This is a genomic window from Dysgonomonas termitidis (assembly GCF_042654545.1).
Classification (GTDB): Bacteria; Bacteroidota; Bacteroidia; order Bacteroidales; family Dysgonomonadaceae; genus Dysgonomonas; species Dysgonomonas termitidis.
Genome location: NZ_JBHSGN010000169.1, coordinates 84,593 through 107,287, shown reverse-complemented (window position 1 = coordinate 107,287; position 22,695 = coordinate 84,593). Strand labels below are relative to the sequence as shown.

At 38.6% G+C, this 22,695-nt stretch carries 21 protein-coding genes; 13 read left to right on the top strand and 8 right to left on the bottom strand.

Features of this window, described 5'->3' with window-relative positions; translation table 11 throughout:
- The 10 genes from ACFO6W_RS25650 to ACFO6W_RS25605 form a co-directional block, all read left to right on the top strand.
- Positions 1-338 (top strand): hypothetical protein (locus ACFO6W_RS25650; RefSeq protein WP_380001906.1); only part of this gene is annotated, 338 nt, incomplete at its 5' end.
- 538 nt (positions 339-876) lie between these two features.
- Positions 877-2,121 (top strand): efflux RND transporter periplasmic adaptor subunit, encoded by a 1,245-nt coding sequence (locus tag ACFO6W_RS25645; protein ID WP_380001904.1) that lies wholly within the window; start codon positions 877-879, stop codon positions 2,119-2,121.
- 18 nt (positions 2,122-2,139) lie between these two features.
- On the top strand, positions 2,140-2,808 hold the full coding sequence (locus ACFO6W_RS25640; RefSeq protein ID WP_380001902.1) for an ABC transporter ATP-binding protein: 669 nt from the start codon (positions 2,140-2,142) through the stop codon (positions 2,806-2,808).
- 31 nt (positions 2,809-2,839) lie between these two features.
- Positions 2,840-4,078 (top strand): ABC transporter permease, encoded by a 1,239-nt coding sequence (locus ACFO6W_RS25635; RefSeq protein ID WP_380001900.1) that lies wholly within the window; start codon positions 2,840-2,842, stop codon positions 4,076-4,078.
- A gap of 6 nt (positions 4,079-4,084) precedes the next feature.
- Positions 4,085-5,350 carry an ABC transporter permease gene (locus tag ACFO6W_RS25630; protein WP_380001898.1) on the top strand — a complete coding sequence of 422 codons (1,266 nt, stop codon included), beginning with the start codon at positions 4,085-4,087 and terminating at the stop codon, positions 5,348-5,350.
- 26 nt (positions 5,351-5,376) lie between these two features.
- Entirely contained in the window at positions 5,377-6,627 is a 1,251-nt protein-coding gene (locus ACFO6W_RS25625) for an ABC transporter permease (RefSeq protein ID WP_380001896.1), read from the top strand.
- Between the two features lie 2 nt (positions 6,628-6,629).
- Positions 6,630-7,889, top strand: a complete 1,260-nt coding sequence (locus ACFO6W_RS25620) for an ABC transporter permease (RefSeq protein WP_380001894.1) — start codon at positions 6,630-6,632, stop codon at positions 7,887-7,889.
- Positions 7,890-7,901: 12 nt separating this feature from the next.
- On the top strand, positions 7,902-9,386 hold the full coding sequence (locus ACFO6W_RS25615; protein ID WP_380001892.1) for a TolC family protein: 1,485 nt from the start codon (positions 7,902-7,904) through the stop codon (positions 9,384-9,386).
- A gap of 259 nt (positions 9,387-9,645) precedes the next feature.
- The gene (locus ACFO6W_RS25610; protein WP_380001890.1) at positions 9,646-11,010 is read left to right on the top strand and encodes a sigma-54-dependent transcriptional regulator; all 1,365 of its coding nucleotides are present in this window, start codon (positions 9,646-9,648) and stop codon (positions 11,008-11,010) included.
- A gap of 4 nt (positions 11,011-11,014) precedes the next feature.
- Positions 11,015-12,331: a sensor histidine kinase gene (locus tag ACFO6W_RS25605; protein WP_380001888.1), complete on the top strand. Its 1,317-nt coding sequence runs from the start codon at positions 11,015-11,017 to the stop codon at positions 12,329-12,331.
- Positions 12,332-12,506: 175 nt separating this feature from the next.
- Here the strand turns inward: ACFO6W_RS25605 and ACFO6W_RS25600 are convergent, their stop codons facing one another.
- The 7 genes from ACFO6W_RS25600 to ACFO6W_RS25570 form a co-directional block, all read right to left on the bottom strand.
- Complete coding sequence (locus ACFO6W_RS25600; protein WP_380001886.1) at positions 12,507-13,160, bottom strand: HAD family hydrolase; 654 nt, start codon at positions 13,158-13,160, stop codon at positions 12,507-12,509.
- A 65-nt stretch (positions 13,161-13,225) separates the two neighbouring features.
- Complete coding sequence (locus ACFO6W_RS25595) at positions 13,226-13,660, bottom strand: GNAT family N-acetyltransferase (RefSeq protein ID WP_380001884.1); 435 nt, start codon at positions 13,658-13,660, stop codon at positions 13,226-13,228.
- 16 nt (positions 13,661-13,676) lie between these two features.
- Positions 13,677-14,498, bottom strand: a complete 822-nt coding sequence (locus ACFO6W_RS25590; RefSeq protein ID WP_380001882.1) for an alpha-1,2-fucosyltransferase — start codon at positions 14,496-14,498, stop codon at positions 13,677-13,679.
- 17 nt (positions 14,499-14,515) lie between these two features.
- The gene (gene ychF, locus ACFO6W_RS25585; RefSeq protein WP_380001880.1) at positions 14,516-15,619 is read right to left on the bottom strand and encodes a redox-regulated ATPase YchF; all 1,104 of its coding nucleotides are present in this window, start codon (positions 15,617-15,619) and stop codon (positions 14,516-14,518) included.
- Between the two features lie 140 nt (positions 15,620-15,759).
- The gene (locus ACFO6W_RS25580) at positions 15,760-16,449 is read right to left on the bottom strand and encodes an SGNH/GDSL hydrolase family protein (RefSeq protein ID WP_380001878.1); all 690 of its coding nucleotides are present in this window, start codon (positions 16,447-16,449) and stop codon (positions 15,760-15,762) included.
- Positions 16,450-16,498: 49 nt separating this feature from the next.
- On the bottom strand, positions 16,499-17,011 hold the full coding sequence (locus ACFO6W_RS25575) for a hypothetical protein (RefSeq protein WP_380001876.1): 513 nt from the start codon (positions 17,009-17,011) through the stop codon (positions 16,499-16,501).
- Between the two features lie 7 nt (positions 17,012-17,018).
- Positions 17,019-17,753: a GDSL-type esterase/lipase family protein gene (locus ACFO6W_RS25570; RefSeq protein ID WP_380001874.1), complete on the bottom strand. Its 735-nt coding sequence runs from the start codon at positions 17,751-17,753 to the stop codon at positions 17,019-17,021.
- A gap of 556 nt (positions 17,754-18,309) precedes the next feature.
- On the opposite strand from ACFO6W_RS25570, the gene sppA reads away from it, so the two are divergent.
- From sppA to ACFO6W_RS25555, 3 genes are read left to right on the top strand one after another with little or no spacing between them, the layout of a single operon-like run.
- Positions 18,310-20,064, top strand: coding sequence for a signal peptide peptidase SppA (gene sppA, locus ACFO6W_RS25565; RefSeq protein ID WP_380001872.1), 1,755 nt, complete (start codon positions 18,310-18,312; stop codon positions 20,062-20,064).
- A gap of 26 nt (positions 20,065-20,090) precedes the next feature.
- Entirely contained in the window at positions 20,091-21,191 is a 1,101-nt protein-coding gene (lpxK, locus tag ACFO6W_RS25560; protein WP_380001870.1) for a tetraacyldisaccharide 4'-kinase, read from the top strand.
- On the top strand, positions 21,148-21,963 hold the full coding sequence (locus ACFO6W_RS25555; RefSeq protein WP_380001868.1) for a purine-nucleoside phosphorylase: 816 nt from the start codon (positions 21,148-21,150) through the stop codon (positions 21,961-21,963). The genes lpxK and ACFO6W_RS25555 overlap by 44 nt, the downstream gene beginning before the upstream one ends.
- 63 nt (positions 21,964-22,026) lie before the next feature.
- On the opposite strand, the gene ACFO6W_RS25550 is transcribed toward ACFO6W_RS25555, so the two are convergent.
- Positions 22,027-22,635, bottom strand: a complete 609-nt coding sequence (locus tag ACFO6W_RS25550; protein WP_324354523.1) for a porin family protein — start codon at positions 22,633-22,635, stop codon at positions 22,027-22,029.
- Between the last annotated feature and the right edge of the window lie 60 nt (positions 22,636-22,695).

Below are 22,695 nucleotides of genomic sequence, written 5' to 3'. Positions count from 1 at the left end.
TTTTTTCAGGGGTCAATTTAGATTTGGCACGAGGGGGCAACGCTCACTGGATTTTCCACATGTCAAGTACAACACCACCTATTCAATCTGGAAAAATCAGTTTTTGGACTAATTGGAAAAAATCGGGGAGTTTACGATTATTTTTTGATGGGGAATATATAGGAACATTTACACAATATTTTGAGAATGGATTTCCAAGTTGTGGACAAGAAGGGACTCTTACAGTAGAGTATAAACCCGGAACTTATAAATATGTTGCTGTTTCAGGTAGTAAAAGATACGAAGGAATGGTTACTATAACGGCAGGACAATGTTCTTTATATTGTTTAAAGAAATAATAGAAACTCGCCCTCTACTATGTTAGTAGAATTATGAAATAAATTAATATTAACCAAGTTCTTGCTGACCAACCTTAATCAGAAAGGAATGTTAGCAGCCATGTTAGCAAAATACTGAGCAGATAAAGACAATAGACTATACAGTGATATATCAGGTTAGTAATTAAGCAGTTATCTACTCAATCAGAACATTAGAGCTAAGTGTCAGAGTATCCTTCCAACCTGAGGGTCGCGGGTTTGAGCCCCGTCTTCCGCTCTGATGAAGAGACACTTACAGAAATGTGGGTGTCTTTTTTTGTTTGTAGCTAATATATACAACTCTGTATCAACCCTTTGCGTTGAGACCGACAAACACCCTGCAATATCTATCCTCATCCTCACGATAGCCCGATCCAGCCCATAAAGAAACAGACACATTCCGTACATAACTGTCCGAAAACGGACAATTTAAATATTATCAAAATATTGAAAATAAACACATTGACTTATTGGCATATTCATTGATAAATAAAATACGGAACACTAAATAATTTCAAAAATGGACAGGGAAATACCACTGAGTGTACAGCGAAAAGAAAGACAGAAACTAATACTCCGGTACGGAATTATTGCATTGGCAATAGTAATTGCGATTATTTTCCTGATGAATCTACTTGAAAGTACACTCTCCTACAAAAATATAACGATAGGAACCGTGGATAAAGGTACTATAGAGATAACAGTAAATGCCTCCGGTAAAGTAATTCCCCTAACTGAAGAGATTATAGTGACCCCTATCAACAGCCGGATACTCGAAGTATACAAAAACGCAGGGGATTCCGTACTTGCCGGTGAACCCATCCTGAAACTGGAACTGGCATCCGTCGAAACGGATTATAACCAGAAGCTGGATGAGAAAGAGATGAAAAAAAGCAAACTTATTCAGTCCCAGGTCGGCCTCGACAACAAGATATCCGAATTGCGGATGCAAATGCAGGTGAAAGAGATGAACCTTAAACAAATGCAGACAGAACTCAAAAACGAACAGTACCTCGACAGCATAGGAGCAAGTACAACAGATAAAGTACGGCAGGCAATATTAAACTATGAAGTAGCCAAACTCGAACTTCAGCAACTGAAGCAACAAATAGAGAATCAGAAAAAAAATGCCGACGCCGAGGTAAAAGTGCAACAACTCGAACTCAGCATATTCGAAAAATCACTGGCCGAAAGCGCACGCCTGCTCAAAGACGCCCGTATCCTATCTCCCCAGAAAGCAACCCTTACTTATGTAAACAATCAGATAGGTTCACAAGTGTCGGCAGGCACACAGATAGCGATTGTTTCCGATTTAAGCCACTTTAAGGTAGAAGCCGACATAGCGGACAGCTACGCCGAAAAACTGGCCACAGGAGCAAAAGCAATCATAAAAATCGGACAATTGCAATTGGAAGGAACCGTAGTCAACATTACGCCCTCTGTCAGGAATGGGGTTATCCAGTTCATCGTAATGCTGAAAGATGCAGGGAATTCACGCCTGCGAAGCGGACTGAAGACAGACGTATTTGTGTCGCATGGTATCCAGGAAGATGCCTTACGCATACCAAATGCCTCCTATTACATCGGAGCGGGAGAATATGAACTATGGGTAGTAAAAGACGGACAGGCGAAAACCCGTAAAGTGAAACTGGGAGAAAGCAGCTTCGAATATGTAGAAGTACTCAGCGGATTAAATCAGGGGGAACAGGTAATTGTCTCCGATATGAGCCAATATAAAGGTAAAAAATCAATAAAAATCAAATAACTTATAATTCATAAAACTATGTCAATCATCAATTTACAAGGCATAACAAAGATTTACCGCACAAAAGAAGTTGAGACTGTAGCATTGGAAAATGTAAATCTGGAAGTGCAAAAAGGAGAATTCCTGTCTGTAATGGGACCTTCGGGATGTGGAAAGAGTACAATGCTGAACATCATGGGACTGCTCGACGTACCCAGTGAGGGTAAAGTCCTTATCGGCAATACCGAAACTCACAATATGAAAGATAAAGAGATGGCTGAGTTCCGGAATAAAACTCTGGGTTTTGTATTTCAAAGTTTCCATCTGATAAACTCGCTCAATGTTCTCGATAATGTGGAACTCCCCCTTCTTTATCGCAAATCGGGAGAAAGCAGCCGGCGCGAAATGGCTAAAAAAGTACTGGAGAAAGTCGGCCTGTCGCACCGTATGAAACACTTTCCTTCACAACTATCAGGTGGACAATGCCAACGTGTAGCCATTGCCCGCGCTATTATCGGCGAGCCGCAGATCATACTTGCCGATGAGCCGACCGGAAACCTGGACAGTAAGATGGGTACCGATATCATGGAGCTTTTATTTGAACTGAATAACGAAGGCACAACAATAGTAATGGTGACGCATGACGAACATATCGCCAAAACCACAAAACGGATCATCCGCTTCTTTGATGGAAGAAGAGTAGAATAAACCATCATCCGACAATTGAAAACCACATATCATGTATAGTACCTATTTCAAACAAGCCATTGCGATGCTGAAACAGAACAAGTTTATCAGCACAATAACTATTGCGGGAACAGCACTGGCTATAATGATGATTATGGTTATCATAGTCAGCGAATCTATCAAGAATACAAGCATCGCTCCCGAAATAAACAGGGAGAGAACCATGTATATAAAATATGAAATCCAAAAGAGCAAAAATTCAGAGATGTGGGCCAGCAGCGCTGTCGATTATAAAATATACAAAGATTATCTGGCCGGGATGCCGGCCCCCGAATTAACAAGTGCAATCCAGGCAAGGATCGTATTCGTCACTGCTGAACATAAAAAAGAAAGACAGGAAACCACCTACAGGCTCACCGACTACAATTTTTGGAAGATAATGGCATTCACATTCATAGAAGGGAAACCTTTCACAAAGGAAGATCACGATTCGGGGCTCAAAAAGGCTATTATTTCGGAAAGTACCGCATATACACTTTTCGGCTATGAACCCGCTTTAGGAAAAACAATAGAAGCAAATTTCATCCCTTATACCGTAACAGGTATTGTAAAGGATGTATCCCCTGTCTTTACCTATGCACATGCGGATGTATATGTGCCATATACATCCCATAGCGGATTCGACCAGAGTTCGTGCACTATCCTGATACTTGCAAAAGACCGAAACGACTTCAATACCATTACGGAAGAAGTACGGGAAGCCGAACGAAAAGCCGATACGACAGATCCGGAATACAACCTAACCCTCATTGGCCCTTACGACCATAGAACCCAACTGATAAATACAAGTGCTCAGGAACCCGATATAAAGGCAGACAACCGGAAAACGGTATTCATATTTGTTATACTCCTGCTTATACCTGCCGTTAACCTGTCCGGTTTCAGCATGTCGCGCATCAAGAAACGTACTGAAGAAATAGGAATCAGAAAAGCATTCGGGGCAAAAAGATATATGATTCTATTTCAGGTATTATATGAAAACCTCATAACATCACTTATCGGGAGCGCTATAGGCCTCATATTATCCTATATCGTCGTAATATGGTTAAAAGACTGGTTGCTCGATCTAGAATCCGGCGATAGCATCCCGCTCGAAACCTTCGTCTCATTCCCTGTATTCCTGGCTGTTTCCGTTATTTTACTGTTGCTGAATATGTTATCGGCAGGCCTGCCGGCATACCGGGCTTCGAAAATAGCGATCGTAGACTCTATCAACCAAAATAACCGGTAACTTATCATGATACAACATATTTTTAAGATAATCTGGGTTGAACGCAAAGTAAATACATGGATATTACTGGAACTTATTTTAGTATTCTGCGTACTATGGTTCTGCGCCGACTATATGTATTACACCACAAAACGTTATTTCCAGCCCAAGGGGTTCGACATAGAGCATACATATCATATAACCATCGGCATGAAGAGACAGGGCTGGAACGACATAGATTCCGGCGACAGCATAAAAAAAGCTGGAATATATGATAATGCATGGACTATATATAACCGGATAAAACAGTATCCCCTGATAGAGACAGCAAGCCTCTCCTCAGCTGCATATCCCTATTCAGGAGCAAGCATGAGTAATTCGTACATGATCGATTCCACCACTATAGATATGCGCGTAAAAAGGGTTACGCCTGAATATTTCGGTGTATTCAAAATAAATATAATTAAGGGAAAGCCTTTTACAGAAGAAGATCTCGTAGGAGGAAACAACGTCATACTCAGTGGCGGTAATAATAACCTGTTCGGGAAAAAGACCGTTGAAGAAATGAAAACATTATATTTTGACAAAGAAAAATCGGATAGCAGTAAAGTAATTGGTATCGCAGACAGGGTAAAAATAAATGATTATGAAGATTATCAGTGTATTCAGTACAAACCTCTGAAAATAAATGAGGAAGATGTGATAATATTCAATGAGTTATGTGTACGTATAAAGCCGGAAGCCGACAAAGACTTTATCTCCCGTTTTTCTCAGGATATGCGAAACCAACTGGAAATAGGTCCTTTCTACCTTTCCGGCATCAAATCTATAGAAAAGGAACGTGAACTATTTATGAAACAGGCAGGATACACCAACAATTTCAAAAGTATATATTCTGTAACAGCCTTTCTTATCGTGAATATATTCCTGGGTGTACTCGGCACTTTCTGGTTCCGTGTGCAATCGCGCAGGAGCGAAATAGGATTGCGTATCGCGCTCGGAGCTTCGAAAAACAATGTAAAGAAAATGTTTATTGGAGAATCCATCCTACTCCTGTTTATCGCCAGCCTGGTCGCATCCATCATTTGTATCAATATATCAGCGGCAGATCTTTTAAAAAGCATAAACGTCCCGGTACCAAACAGAGGTGAAGAAGGTGCAGGCATTGCCCAACATTTCATCAATTATGGATTTACTTTTGCCTTCCTTGCCGCTATTGCCATTGTTGCCGTATGGTATCCCGCAAAGAAAGCATCGGATATACAACCGACGGAAGCACTGAGAGATGAATAAGAAACCAACATTAAAAAACAGAGGCCGTGTATAAAACCTATTTCAAACAAGCCGTTGCGATGCTGAAACAGAACAAGTTTATCAGCATAATAAGTATAGCAGGGACATCACTTGCCATTATGATGATAATGGTACTTATAGTCTCTGAGTCTATAAAGAATGTAAGTATTGCACCCGAACCCAATCGGGAGCGAACAATGTATATGCGTTACGAAATAAAGAAAGGTAAAGAAACTAAAAACACGAATATTAACTCAGCCATTAGTTACGAGATTTATAAAGGATATCTATCGGACTTGAAAGAGCCGGAATTAGTAAGCATACAATCTAACGGCTGGGATAAAAGTCAGATTTCCACTTCTGAAAATCAGATGGATAGGAAAGCTATGAATGTAAAGTCGACAGATGCCAATTTCTGGAAAATAATGTCTCTTTCTTTTATCGAAGGAAGTCCGTTTAGTGAAGAAGATTTCAAATCGGGACTGAAAAAAACCGTAATAACAGAAAGGACAGCAAAAGAACTATATGGGAATCAGAGAGCATTAGGTAAAACAATAAACATCGACTTCAAACCGTATATCATAGTAGGAATAGTAAAAGATATATCTCCCATATTCAAATTTGCCTATACTGATATTTATATTCCATACACTTCCAAAGGAGGATTTGAAAAAAATGGATTTGAGATTCTGCTTCTGGCCAAGAATAAAAAAGATTTTGAAGCTATTTCGGAAGAAATACGCACGGCAGAACGGAAATTCAATGTAACCGATAGTGAATGGAATCTTACCTTATTAGGCCCTTATAACCATTCTATTTATTTGCTAAATACCAATAACAATGAGCCGGATATAAAAGGGAATGCCCGAAAGAATATTTTTATATTTTCTATTTTACTATTGATTCCTGCTATCAATTTATCCAGTTTCAGCCTTTCCCGCATAAGAAAGAGAACAGAGGAAATAGGGGTAAGAAAAGCCTTCGGCGCAAAAAGATATGTAATTCTGTTTCAGGTACTATACGAAAACTTTATCACATCGCTTATCGGGGGCATCATCGGTCTTATCTTATCCTACATTATAGTAATATGGCTTAAACAATGGTTATTGGGGATAGATACCGATGGTACACTTCCTTTGGAAACACTGGTTTCCCTCCCTATATTCTTTGCCGTTTTTATCGTATGCATCCTTCTTAATCTGCTTTCGGCCGGAATACCTGCATACAAGGCATCCAAGATAAAAATAGTAGATTCTCTCAACCGAAACAACCTCTAATTATGATAAAGCATATTTCAAAAATCATCTGGACAGAACGCAAAATAAACGCATGGATATTACTGGAACTTATTCTTGTATTCTGCATATTGTGGTTTTGCACAGACTATCTGTATTTCACCACAAAACGCTATCTGGAACCCAAAGGATTCGATATTGAGCATACATACCGGATAGGCATAAGCATGAAAGAAGAGGGACAGGCGATTTCCGCATCCAACGATTCTATAAAAAAGCAGGAAATGCTCAATGATATATGGACTATCTACGACCGCATAAAGCGATATCCTGCAACAGAATATATAAGTTATTCACAGTCTGCGCATCCTTATTCAGGATCATGGTCAAGCAATTCTATTATGTGTGATTCTGTACAAGTATATACTCAATACAAAAGAATAACACCCGAATTTTTCGATGTATTTAAAATTAAAAGAATAGCGGGAACTTCTTTTGACTGGAACAATATAACATCGGGCAACCCCGTCATGATAAGTTCCGACAATACTAATATGTTTGGCAAAACACCTGTCGAAAAAATGGAGTATATACATTATGACGATAGAAACAAAGATAAAGTATTAGGAGTAGTAAATAAAACAAAAAGAAGTGATTATGAGTATTATAACACTATAATGTATACACCTATAACAAAGCAGCGCACATCCCTGATCGACTACCGCGAATTATGTATAAGAGTAAAACCAGCTGCCGACAAAAATTTTGAAGAGCAATTTACAAAAGATATGCGCGACCAGCTCGAAATCGGCCACTACTACTTATCATCGGTAACAGCACTCGAAAAAGATAAGGAAACATATATGCAATGGACCGGATACGCTAACAATTTTAAGAGCGTTTATTCCATCACAGCTTTTCTTATAATCAACATTTTCCTCGGAGTTATAGGTAGTTTCTGGTTCCGTGTGCAGTCCCGTCATAGCGAAATAGGACTACGCATAGCCCTTGGTTCATCAAAAGCAAATGTAAAGAAAATGTTTATAGGAGAGTCTATTCTTTTATTATTCATCGCCAGTCTTGTCGCATCCATCATTTGCGTCAATATATCTGCCGCAGATTTATTGAAAAGTATAAATGTTCCCATACCCGATAGAAGAGAAGAAGCTGTTAATATTGGTCAGTATTTTATCAACTATGGCATAACCTTTATTTTTCTGGCCATAATAACTATAGTAGCCGTTTGGTATCCTGCATGGAGGGCATCGAAAATACAACCGGCGATAGCACTGAAAGACGAATAAAAATACACGATTATGAAAAAAACTCTGTCTGCCATAGCAATTTCTCTTTGGTTCTCTGCCGGGCTGACCGCACAGGATACTATAACTATCAGCCTGACGGATGCCATTAACCGCAGTGTATCCAATTCGGTAGATGCAGTTGTGGCACGCAACCAATACAAATCCAGCTACTGGGGTTACCGTACCTATAAAGCCGAGTTGTTACCGGAAGTAACGCTTAACTCCACCCTACCCTATTATTCCAAGTCATATAATCAATTCCAGAATACGGATGGTACATACACCTATGTAAGCAACGATTACAGCCGCATAGACGGAGGACTTTCCATATCGCAGAATATTCCTCTCACAGGAGGTATCTTGTCCGTAGAAAGCAGCTTTGAGCGTTTACAACAATACGGAGAGGGAGGTTCTACCCGCTATATGGGCATACCGGCATCCGTTACACTGGAACAACCTATTTTCGGATTCAACCGTGTGAAGTGGCTCCAACGTATAGAACCCGTAAAATATAAGGAAGCACAGCAAAAGCTTATAGGTGATATGGAAGAAGTTTCCAATACGGCCATACAATACTATTTCAATCTGTTGCTGGGACAGATAAATATGGAAATAGCAGAGCAAAACCTGAAAAACTCGGAGAAACTCTATACGATTGCCGAAGCCAAACGAAAAATAGGACAGATCTCAGAAAACGATTTGTTACAGCTGAAAGTATCGTTGCTCAAGGCCGAATCGTATCTCACCGATGCCCAGGCTTCGCTCAATGCGCGTATGTTTCAGCTACGCTCATTTCTGAATTATGGGGAGTATCTTATACTAAAACCCATAATACCCGAATCACTGGCAGATAAATTACCGGTCCTTTCATATGCGCAGGTAATAGCTCTGGCCCGGGAAAACAATTCATTTACCCGGAATGTACAGAAAAGAATGCTCGAAGCCAACCGTGACGTAAGCCAGGCAAAGGCCGACCGCTGGAACGCAAAACTGTTTGTATCCTTCGGTATGTCGGGACAGGAAGATACATTCTCCCGTGCATTCAACAGCAACAACTGGCGAAACAATCAGATAGTAAATGTAGGCATAAAAATACCGATCCTCGACTGGGGAAAAGGAAAAGGGAAAGTAAAGATTGCCGAAGCGGAACGTGATGTAGAAAACTCACGCATAGAAAAAGAGCAAATGGACTTTAATCAGAATGTCTTCCTGCGGGTACAGAATTTCAACAGCCAGTCGAAGCAACTCGAACTGGCCAAAGAAACAGATAAAATAGCCCAGCAGCGTTACAATACATCCATCGAAGCATTCGTATTGGGAAAGATAGATGTATTGAACCTGAACGATTCGCAATCATCAAAAGACGAAGCGCGCAGGAATTATATAGAGCAGATGTATCAGCTATGGTCTTATTATTATCAGATAAGAAGTCTTACTTTATATGACTTCATCAGTGACAGAGAGATTTCGGTTGACTACGAAAGTGCTATCAATTGATTGTAATTGATATGAATATGCGAAAACTTTATCTATATATAGCTTTTAGCCGTTAGCTATTAGCTGATAGTTCTTTGAAGTATTTGGAAAAGTTACAAGTTACTTTGCCCAGCGGGCAGTTACGAGTAGACAAGAAGCGAGATACAAGTTGTTAACTGATGACTGTTTACTGTTCACTGAAAAAAGTGTTACTTTTGTTACCTTTTTCGATTCAATACACTGGAAATAACTATTTTTACTGATTATAAAAAGAAAATCTATGATATTAATCTGCGACGACGATGCTGCCATACGCTCCTCGCTTACCCTGGTACTTAACCGGGCCGGATATAAGACAGCAAATGCCGCTTCCCCGCAAGAAGCCATTGATTTTGTACGCACTACCCTGCCCGATCTTATCCTGATGGATATGAATTATACAAAAGGTACAAGTGGAGAAGAAGGGCTTACATTGCTTCGTCAGGTGAAAATATTCGCACCCGGTGTACCGGTAATATTGATTACGGCTTGGGGTTCTATTAACCTGGCTGTAAAGGGAATACAAGCAGGTGCATTTGATTTTGTAACTAAACCGTGGAATAATCCGGCTTTGCTGAATACCATACAAACCGCTATACAGCTGAAAGAAGAATCAGAGAAAGAAGTAGAAACCAGCAACGTTCCAACAATAAAGACTTTCCGGAGTGACAAAATCATAGGAAAATCGCCCCTTTTACAAAACGTGTTCAATACCATTTCACGTATAGCAAAAACCAATGCATCTGTACTGATAACAGGCGAGAGTGGGACAGGTAAAGAACTGATAGCCGAGGCAATACATGAAAACAGCAACCGTAGCAAAAACCCATTTGTAAAGGTCAATCTGGGAGGTATTTCCCAATCATTGTTCGAAAGCGAGATGTTCGGTCATAAGAAAGGAGCCTTTACAGATGCGCATTACGATAGGGTAGGGCGCTTCGAACTGGCGAATAAAGGAAGTATTTTTCTGGACGAAATAGGAGAACTCGATGCCGCCTGCCAGGTAAAACTGCTACGGGTATTACAGGACAAAACTTTCGAACCGTTAGGTGATAGCAGACAAAAACAGGTAGATATACGTGTTATAAGTGCAACAAACAGGAATCTGGCCGAAATGGTATCGAAAGGAACTTTCCGCGAAGACCTCTTTTACCGTATCAATTTAATTTCCATCCGCGTGCCTGCCCTCCGTGAACGTATAGAAGACATACCTTTACTGGTAAATCATTTTGCAAAAAGACAGGCAGAACTGAATGGACTGGATAATATAGAAATTTCATCCGATGCAATGAATTACCTTCAAAGGCTTCCATATCCGGGAAATATCCGGGAGCTGAAAAATCTGGTCGATCGTGTTATTCTTGTATCAGCCAAAGACCTGATTACTGATAAGGATTTTAAAGAACAATATACCGAAATACCAGTTTCTTCTGCCAGGTTACCCGATTCTGTTTATCCTCTGGAAGAACTGGAAAAAAACATGATACTGAAAGCAATAGAACTGTACGGAAACAATCATTCTAAAATAGCGATGGCACTGGGACTGACACGTCAGGCACTATACAGGCGCATGGAGAAATACGGTATAAGCAGCAACGAACAATAAGCTCATGAAATCGAAAATTCTTTTCTGGATATTGGTAATATTGGTATTTGGAGCTCTGCTTTCCATCGGGTTCCTTTTTTATAATACGAATATATATAAATTCATGATAATAGAGGGTATAGCCATTTTAGCTATTATCCTGTTTGTCATTCTATATTACCGGCTGATAAAACCATACCAGATAATCGCCGACGGGATGGAATTACTTAAAGAGCAGGATTTCTCGACACGTTTGCGCCTCATTTCCGATAGTGAAGCCAATAAACTGATTTCGGTCTTCAATAAAATGATGGATCAGCTGAAAGATGAACGGTTACAGGTAAGAGAAAAAAACCACTTTCTGGATCTGCTCATTCAGGCATCGCCGCAGGGAGTGATTATCCTTGATTTTGACGACCGTATTTCCGAAATCAACCCTTCGGGCCTGCGTCTACTCGATGTCAGGAGTATAAGCGAAGTAAAAGGGAAGAAACTTTCAGATTCGGGAATCGGCATAGGAAGCCAATTGGAGAAACTCAACGCCGACGAAGACGTAGTTATCAGGAGTTCGGGTATCACCCTATACCGCTGCATACGTTCTTCATTTATCGACAGGGGATTTTCCCATCCGTTTATCCTGATAGAAGAGCTTACACATGAATTACTGAAAATAGAAAAGAAATCGTACGAGAATATCATCCGCATGATGGCACATGAGGTAAATAATTCGGTAGGCGCCGTCAGTTCCACGCTGAATGTGATATCGGATATCTTACGGCAAAATGATAATAACGAACTTGCCGACGTACTTCCCGCTGTAGATGCATCGTTTGACAGATGCAGGCATTTGGGTTATTTTATCAGCAACTTTGCCGAAGTGGTCAAAATACCTGTACCCTCCATAGCCGATACCGACCTCAACGAACTGGCACGTTCGGTAGATGCACTTACACGGCTCGAATGTAAACACCGGAATATAGACCTTAAATTGGATTTAACGGAAGATAATAACATTATCCGCATAGATGGTATCCAATTTGAGCAAGTGCTCGTAAATGTGATTAAAAACGCTTATGAAGCTATAGGGGAGAATGGGGAGATACGAATATCCACGCGATCAAACCCTTTATCCATCGAAATAGCAAATAATGGTCCCGAAATAACCGATGATGTAAGACAAAAGCTTTTTACACCGTTTTTTACTACAAAATCGTCAGGGCAGGGAATAGGTTTGATGTTCGTGCGTGAGGTACTGATAAATCATAATTGCAAATTCGATCTGAAATCTCAGGATGGATGGACTAAATTTGATATTCACTTTCCTAAGAATAAAACACTCTAGCTATTTTGCATTTTATTAGAAAAATTTTATCTGTAAAATGAGTTGTCGGTAAAGAGTAGCCGGCTTATCGTTCTTTGAAATATTAGAAAATAACTATCTGTTCAAATATTTAAGGTCAGAAACGAAAAAAGAGTACACGGAGGCACTCTTTGATTACGGATATTTAAATTTATTTCTATGCCAGAAGTGTTTTCAATTTATCAGTGTCCGAAAAGTCAGATACAACCGCATAAGTATAATCTTTCAGATAATCGGCCGATAATGTAGTGGAAATTCCAATCACACGCATAAATGCATATGTAGCCGCTTTTATACCTGTAAAAGAATCTTCAAATACAGCGCATTCGGAAGACAAAACACCTAAGTTGTTCTTAGCTAAAACATATCCCATCGGATCGGGTTTTCCTTTCTTTATACTATCCGATGTAATAACAGTATCAAATGCATCCTCTAATGATAGTTGAGCAAGAGCAACCTTTACTTTACTTGCAGGGGAACTGGTTACCAAACCCACTTTATAGCCTTCTTTTTTGATATATTGAATAAAATCGAGTACACCCGGGATTATTATCTTCTTATAATCAATGGATTGCTCCATGTCGTAGCAAGACTGTCTTATAGCCTGTTTCTCTTCAGGACTGGAGATAGCAAAATAAAGTTCTATAATTGAATTTAAGGTCATTCCTTTTATTATATCAGGAAAGTTGTTTATTTTCAAATCATTATCTTGTGCTATTTTACTCCAAAACTTGTCGTAATCATGTTCTGTATCTACAACAACACCATCCAGACCGAACAGTACTGTCGTGATTTTATTTTTTTGAGCCATATATCAGGTATTAAAAACATTATATAAATAAATGATGTACAAAGTAAGCTAATTTTTTCTCTTTATTATTCATCCGACTTAACTAAATGAAGTATAGGATATCCTTTTCCTTCACCATCGTATTCATCCCGGCTTACTTCCTTAAAACCAAAGTGATAATAGAAATCCAAAGCCTGCTTATTCTGTTCATTGACATCCACATTTCTGGCATTCAGTTTATTTACGGCATAGTCGAGTAGTATCTTACCTATACCTGATCCACGGCTTTCATTATCTACAAATAACATTTCGATGCTATTGTCCGCCACTCCAAGAAATGCTTTAACGACACCCTTGTTATCTTTATATTTATATAACGACATATGCTCAAAATAAATGGGTATATGTTTTTTATAAAATTCAAAATCTTTATCTGACAGAAAATCATGAGTAGCTTTTACAGCGCTTTCCCATACAGCTATCAGTACCGGGTAATCTTTTTTGTCTGCTGGACTAATCATATCAGTGCTATTTTAATTAATCTATATTAATAACGTCTCCGTTTTCTAATTTATTTAATGCTATAATCTGCGAAAACTCCGGTAACAAGACTTTCTCATCTACTTTCACTATCAGCCTGATAGGCTTCTTCCCGAAATAGGAAGCCCATTGTGAATATGAACTTGGCGGCCCTGTTATATACGAGCATTTCGACAAAGCATATAAATCTTTAGGTCCTGACGAATCAGGTATTATAAAACAATCCAATTCCTTGAAATGCTTAATATCCAGTCTTTCATTCGAACACAGCAGGAATTTTATATTTTGTCCCTTATCATCAAATTGCTTTTTTATGTCCTTCATCACATGAAGATATTCTTCATCGGTATAATAATAAATACCATCGTTCCATTTGGCATAATCGCCACGACGAATGTGCACACCAATGACAATCCTATCATTAAGCTTTGAAAATAAGGCGTCTACCACATCTGTCACTTCACTGCTGAATGTGAATATCTTTCTTATTTCACCGGAATGTTTTATTACCAATTCTTCATTGCCCAGGCGGTTCGACCAGCCTTCTATCAGATTGAGCTTAAACAGCTTCGAAAAAATGTTAGGTTGCCCGTTCTGTATATATCCTCTCGCTTTCATGGATAAGAGGAATCTTTGGACAAGTTTCCGGGAAGCAAACCTGATATATTTATTACTATTCAGATTCTCAAAGTCTAACGAATACTTATCGAGATTTATCGCAAGAACTTTCTCTTTATATTCGAGTCCGTAAGCAATGGATGGTATCAAAGACCATATCCTGTTACATAACTGTCCGGGAGAATCATAGTTTATAATCATTTAACCTTCAGGTTACTTTACACATTAAATCTGAAATGCATTATATCCCCATCCTGAACAATGTATTCCTTACCTTCAACATTCATTTTCCCGGCTTCTTTTACAGCTGCTTCGGAACCCAGAGTAATAAAATCGTTATACTTAATTACCTCTGCACGGATAAAGCCTTTTTCAAAATCGGTATGTATCACGCCTGCACATTGAGGGGCTTTCCATCCTGCCGTAAATGTCCATGCACGTACCTCCTGAACTCCGGCAGTGAAATAGGTCTGCAGACCTAATAATTTATAAGCCGACTTAATCAAGCGAGCCACTCCGGATTCTTCCAATCCTATTTCGGACAGGAACATCTCACGTTCCTCATATGATTCGAATTCAGCTATTTCCGATTCTATCTTTGCAGCTACGATCAATATTTCAGCATCTTCTTCTTTCACCGATTCACGTACCTGCTCCACATATTTATTACCCGATACGGCACTGGCTTCGTCTACATTACAAACATACATCACAGGTTTGTATGTTAACAGGTAGATCTCTCTGGCTATCTTCTCGTCTTCCTTATTATCGAATTTGACGGTACGGGCAGACTTGCCCTGTTCCAATGCTTCTTTAAACTGTAACAAGATATCGTAAGCACGTTTAGCATCCTTATCACCTCCTGTTTTAGCCTGTTTTTCTACCTTTTGTATGCGGGATTGGATAGTTTCCAGATCTTTCAACTGTAGTTCTATATCTATAATTTCCTTATCGCGTACAGGATTTACACTGCCATCGACATGTGTAATATTATCATCGTCGAAGCAACGAAGAACATGCAATATGGCATCTGTTTCGCGAATATTGGCAAGGAACTTATTCCCTAATCCTTCTCCTTTGCTCGCACCTTTTACAAGGCCTGCTATATCCACTATTTCTACAGTGGTAGGTACTATACGGTTAGGTTTTACCAGTTCCGAAAGTTTATTCAACCTTTCATCAGGTACGGTAATAACACCCACATTCGGTTCGATAGTACAGAACGGGAAATTTGCCGATTGTGCCTTAGCATTCGACAAGCAATTGAAAAGAGTAGATTTTCCTACATTCGGAAGGCCTACTATACCACATTGTAATGCCATTATTCAGTTTTAAATTATTTTGGGTACAAAGTTACGATTTTTTTATTTATCGCTTTTAATATTGGTAATCTTAAACTTTATTACATAAAAAAGCCTCTTAATCTTATAATTAAAAGGCTCATTCATATTATATATCCAAACTATTTCAATACTTCATCTATCACTGCCTTTGCTGCTTTTTCCATTACAGCATAACCTTCTTTTGTGAGGTGTACACCATCGGTAGTGTATGCGGCGATCATAGCTCTGTTTTCATCTTTCAGAAGGCTATAATAATCTATATAAGCAAATCCGTTGGATGCGGCATATTCCCTGATACCGGCGTTCAATGCCGCAATTTTAAGAGGTACTTCCTTGATCTCTTTTCTCCACGGATATTCTCCTGCCGGAGTTACTGAGGACAGGATAACTTTTATACCGTTGGCATTAGCCAGCTCTGCCATCGACTTAATATTTCCGAGTGTAAAATCAGCATCGTAAGTCCCTGTATTTTCAGCTACATCATTTGTACCTATATTAATTACGACAGCCGCAGGTTTCAGGTTGATAACATCCTGACGGAAACGGGATAAAAGCTGCGGACTGGTCTGTCCGCTTATTCCCCGGCCTATATAATTGTTCTCCTTAAAGAAATCAGGACGTTGGCCAACCCATCCTTCAGTAATGGAATTACCTATAAATACCACCCGATGTTCACCTTTAGAGGGTGCAGGCAATTCGCTGTTAGCTTTAGCGTATTTTGCCATATTTATCAATTCATTAAATTTTTGGGCATTGGAAAACAGACAAAACATAGAAAAAAACGAAGCCATTAAAATAAGTTTCTTCATGATCAATTAAAGTTTTATAATTATAAGAATAGTAAAAAGGTCCGATATCTTAAAATCTGAAAGTATATCCTACACTATAAAATATATTGTCGCCATAAGGTGAATTTTTATCCTGCACTACATCATATTGTATCATGGCTATCATACCACCAAGACGCACACCTCCACCGATAAGGAACGAAGGTACAAATTTACTTTCACTGAATTCCATACCGTCATTATATTTTATATTCTGCCACATACGGCTCATTTCGGGCTGTATACTGATAACCAGATATTCAACAGGATAAAAACGTCCGAATACATCGAAACTCAGATAGCTGTTACTCCACTTATAATCGTAATGCTTATCTTTAAAATAAGTATATCCGAAACCTGCCCCCGCAGTAAGGTATCTGGAAAAATCATATCCTATCTGCGGTGAAATACCCACAACAGTATAGTCTCCAAACTGTAAACTGAAGTTACCACCCACAGATAATTTAGAAGGATCAAACTGTTGAGAAAATCCGGCAACCGTCATACTCGCCAGTAAGGAAAATAATAAAAATGCTCTTTTCATATCATTATCAATTTTGATTCAATATATCATCAATAGCTTTCTGTATCAGAGGTTCCATAACCGAATAGCCTTTTTCATTCGGATGCTGGCTATCGAAACTATAACCGTCTTTCATCCCTTTGTCTTCATCATTCACCATAGACGAATAATAATCCACATAGCTATAGCCGTTTTCTTCAGCATAAGTCTTTATTTCTATATTCAGATCTTTTATCTTCTGTGTAATATTCCTTATATGACCTTTCCATCCATATCCGCTCGAAGGCAGTACAGATGTCAGTATAACCTTTATCCCGTTTATTTGTGCTAGTTGCGCCATAGATTTGATATTATCCATAGTAAACACAGGATCGTATTCGCCCGTATTCTCGGCTATATCATTTATGCCTGCATTTATAACCACTATTTTAGGATTAAGTTCTATTACATCCCGACGGAAACGAAGCAAAAGCAGGGGACTGGTCTGCCCGCCAATGCCACGGCAGGTATAATTGTTGTCCTTAAAGAATTTATATCTCAGATGCACCCAGTTTTCAGTAATGGAATTACCTATAAATACCACCCGGTTTTCGCCTGGTTCGGGAGCTTCCAACTGACTGTTGGCCCAGGCGTAGGCATTCAATTTAAAAATATTACCGTTTTTCCTGTTTATGTAATAGTTTATACCTATATAAGCTAGTGTCGCAACATTCAATATTATAGACAAGACTAAAATAATTCTAAAAAATTTTCCTTTGTTCATATATTCTTGTTATATCCCTATTTTTTCAGGATTACGGAGTTATTATCAAATTATATTAATATTATTCTTTTTATTTAAACTTTAAAAAAAATCATGTTGGTTATTATAGGCTGTTAATTGTGTTCATTGTTTTTTCCTGAAAAACTTGTATATTTCATTATTAAAAATCTGTTTGCATAGGATTGTGTCTTATTAACAACTATAAAAGTAGACAAATTATTTGTATATAGCGTATTGTGAACTTTATTAAAACAATGTTGATAACTATATTTGTTGAAAAATAACTTATTTCAGTTTTGTTCATCTCTGTTGATAATCCTTTGAAATATGATACAATAAATTGATGTGATTTTTAATTGTTGTTTGCGACTTATTTTGTATATGATGTTTTGTTTTTATAAACCATGATTTTTATTTGAAAAATATATTAACAGTTTTCAACAGGTTATGAACATACTATCAATAATTGTAAATTTTAATGATTTATAGATTTTAAATAGCATATTACCAGATAAATATATAATTTTGTTACCTGTTTAAATATAAAAGCTACGAGATGAAAGAGTTTTTTAAAAGTTTACTGGCCTCTATTTTAGGCTGTTCTATAGTATTAGGAATTTGTTTCCTTATATTTTTTATTGTTTTAGCTGCGTTGTCAGCTAAAGAAAGTTATGCATTGAAAGATAATACAGTGCTGGCGTTAAAACTTGAAGGTATATTATCCGAAAGGGTGGAAGAAGAGAATCCTTTATTGACTATGCTTAATCAAAATAGTGAAGCGCAAATAGGATTGGATGATATTATTTCGTCTATAAAAAAGGCAAAGGAAAATGATAAAATAAAAGGTATATATATAAATGCGGGTGCTTTTTCCGCGTCAAATGCTTCCCTGAAAGAAATCAGGGACCAATTGATAGATTTTAAGGAAAGCGGAAAATTTATTGTTGCTTATAGTGATGTATATACACAGGGCTGTTACTATCTTTCGTCTGTAGCTGATAAGTTAATAATGAATCCGGAAGGTCATCTCGACCTGCACGGGCTTTCAGCTTCCCCTACTTTTTACAAAGGCTTACTAGATAAAATAGGTATAGAAATGCAGATATTCAAAGTAGGTACATTTAAATCTGCGGTAGAACCGTTTATGCTCGATAAAATGAGTGATGCCAACCGTGAGCAGGTATCTTCTTATATAGGTGATATGTGGTCGACCATCACAAGTGAAATATCAGCTTCGAGAAATATCTCTGTGGAAAAATTAAATGTAATTACCGATTCACTTGCCCTTTTCAAAAAATCTGAAGTATGTGTGCAGGATGGCTTGGTGGATACACTTATGTATGAAACAGGAGTAAGGGAATATCTGAAAACATTGCTCACAGGAGTAGAAAAGGCTAAAGATGTGCGTCTGGCTTCGGTAAAAGATATGACTACCGTATCACCTGAAAACAAAAGCAAATCGAAAGATATCATAGCTGTATTGTATGCTGAAGGTTCCATAACCGATGGTTCGGGCACTGATGGAATTACAAGCAAACGCTTTGTAAAAGAACTGGAGAAACTGAAAGACAACGACAAGGTAAAAGCCGTTGTATTCCGTGTAAATTCTCCCGGAGGTAGCGCTTATGCTTCCGAGCAGATTTGGAAAGCTGTTACCGACCTGAAAGAGAAGAAACCTGTAGTAGTATCTATGGGAGACTATGCGGCTTCGGGAGGATACTATATATCTTGTAACGCTTCTAAGATCATAGCCCAGCCGAATACATTGACAGGTTCTATCGGTATATTCGGTATGTTCCCCAATGTAGAAGGCCTTACCAAGAAAGTAGGTCTTACATTCGATAATGTAAAAACAAATGGACATGCCGATTTCGGAGATATGACACGTCCGATGCGTAATGATGAAAAGGCAATACTTCAAAATTATATAGAGCGCGGATACGATTTATTCCTTACCCGTTGTTCGGATGGCCGTGGTATTGCTAAAAACGCCCTTGATTCTATTGCACAGGGTCGTGTATGGACAGGTAACCAGGCTGTAAAAATAGGTTTGGTAGACGAATTGGGAGGTATAGACAAAGCTATTGAAGAAGCAGCCAAACTGGCAAACCTCGAAGATTATTCTTTAAACAGTTTTCCTAAGAAAAGGGATTTCTTCGAATCCTTCCTTAGCGATCAGAAAGAAGAACTGACCACACGGGCCATGAAAGAATATCTTGGTAGTGATTATCAACTGTTCAAAACAATCAAGGAAATAAAAGAGCAAGACTTTATACAGGCACGCATGCCTTACGATATCAATATAAGATAAGCTCTTTTCAAGAATTTTAAAGAAAAATGATAAAAAATCAGCCTGTACATATCAACAAATGGTTGCTGCCGTTTTCATGGTTGTACAGGCTGATTGTATTCATACGCAACAAATTTTTCGACTGGGGAATACTCAAACATGAAGAATTTGATATCCCTGTTATCTGCATCGGTAATGTCACAGTAGGAGGAACGGGAAAAACTCCCCATACCGAATATCTTGTACGCTTGTTGCAGCAAAAATACAGGGTAGGGGTACTCAGCCGCGGATATAAACGAAAATCGAAAGGTTTTGTATTGGCTACGAACGATTCTGACAGCCGTGATCTGGGTGATGAATCGTTCCAGATAAAACAAAAATTTCCGAATGCTATAGTTGCCGTCGACGGCAACAGGAGAAGAGGTATTAAAGAAATGCTGGCATTGGAAAATCCTCCCGAAGTGATTTTGTTGGATGATGCTTTTCAGCACAGGTATGTAAAACCTTCTTATACCATTATTCTATCCGATTTCAACCGTCCTGTTTATGAAGATGAATTGCTTCCTGCCGGACGATTAAGAGAGCCTGCATCGGCTCTTGTAAATGCGAATATGATAATCGTAACAAAATGTCCCGATGATATGCAGCCAATCGATTACCGCATTATTTCGCACGATATAAATGCTTTTCCGTATCAGGGATTATATTTTACGCAATTTACCTATAAACAGTTACAGCCGGTATTTAAGGATTCTGCTGTCGAACAGCCGTTAGATATCCTGAAAGGCAAACATATCTTACTGACTACCGGAATAGCATCGCCAAAGATGATATTAAAGAAACTGGAGGAATATACAGATAAAGTAGATACCATAATTTATCCTGACCATTATAGTTTCAAAGCAAAAGATATCCAGCATATTATAAATAAATTTGCGGGTATACCGTCCGAAAATAAGATTATTCTGGTGACGGAAAAAGATGCTACCCGTCTTGTTTTGAACGAAAATACAGATGAAGAAATAAAAAGGCATATGTACTATTTGCCTATCGAGGTTACATTCTTGGATAAAGAGGACGATTTTAAAGAAAAAATATATAAACATGTTAGAGAAAATTCAGGAAACCGCAGGCTTTATAAAAAGTAGAGTGCAGACTATTCCTAATATCGCCATCATACTGGGTACAGGACTTGGTGAACTGGTACACGAGATAAGTGACAAAAAAGATATCCCATACGAAAACATACCAAATTTCCCTGTTTCCACAGTAGAAGGGCACAGTGGAAAACTTATTTTCGGGAAACTCGGAGGTAAAGATGTGATAGCCATGCAAGGCCGCTTTCATTACTACGAAGGCTATAACATGCAGGAAGTAACATTCCCTATCCGGGTATTTCAGGCGTTGGGCATCAAATACCTTTTTGTATCTAATGCGGCTGGTGGAATGAATGGCAGTTTCGATATAGGCGATATTATGCTTATCGACGATCATATCAATACTTTCCCCGAACATCCGCTGCGTGGGAAGAATTATAAGGAACTCGGCGTACGCTTCCCCGATATGAGCGATGCATACAACAAGGAACTTCGTTTATTAGCTATGCAGATAGCTAAGGAAAACAATATAAAGTTGCAACATGGGGTTTATGTAGGAACTCAGGGTCCGACATTCGAGACGCCGGCCGAATATAACTGGTTCCGCATTATAGGCGGCGATGCCGTAGGTATGTCCACAGTACCGGAGGTCATAGTAGCCAGTCATGCCAAAATGAAGGTACTGGCATTCTCTATAATCACCGATCTGGGTGTAATAGGGAAGATAGTGGAGGTAACACACGAAGATGTGCAGGAAGCCGCTAAAATAGCCCAGCCGAAGATGGCTTATATTATGCAGGAAGTAATAAAAAAGATAAATTAAAAAAATAACAGGGTGTTCGATCTGAACACCCTGTTATTTTTTATATAAGTTTACAGAATTCTATCAGAATTTATATCCTACACTGATATGCGCGCACCGGTTCTTTGTACTGGTGTCTTTAAATATTTTAGTTAAACCCTGGTCAGCACCGAGGCTAACGCTTATTTTATTTAAGAATTCAACACCCACAGCTCCTCCGATTCCAAAATCGAAGCGATTACTATCATCAGTAAAGATATCCTGATCTTTAATTTCTTTTGCATCCCATTTTATTTTTCCTCCTACGCCATAAGCCAGATATGGTCCTGCACGGAATATGAGTTTAGTACCGGGTACCAGATCCAGTTTATATCCCGCATGTATAGGCAATTGGAGATACATAGCATTATATGTAGCCTTGGATATAGATCCGGAAGCATCGGCAATATTAATTTTGCTTTTGGCTCCTTTAGTTGTAAACTCCAGACCTGACATCAGGTAAAAGTTACTTGGCAATGCAAGCTCTGCAGTTAGCCCGATATTGAAACCCACCTTAACATTATCATCCATTTTTTGTATCTCCGATAAATTCATACCGGCTTTTACGCCAAAGGATACAGGGAGTTGTGCGAACATGCTTACACTACTTACCAGACCGATAAGTAACACAAAAGAACTTCTAATAATTCTCATAATATTAATTGATTTAATAAATAAATGTATGTTCTAAGAGGTTCTAAAATTAAATAAATA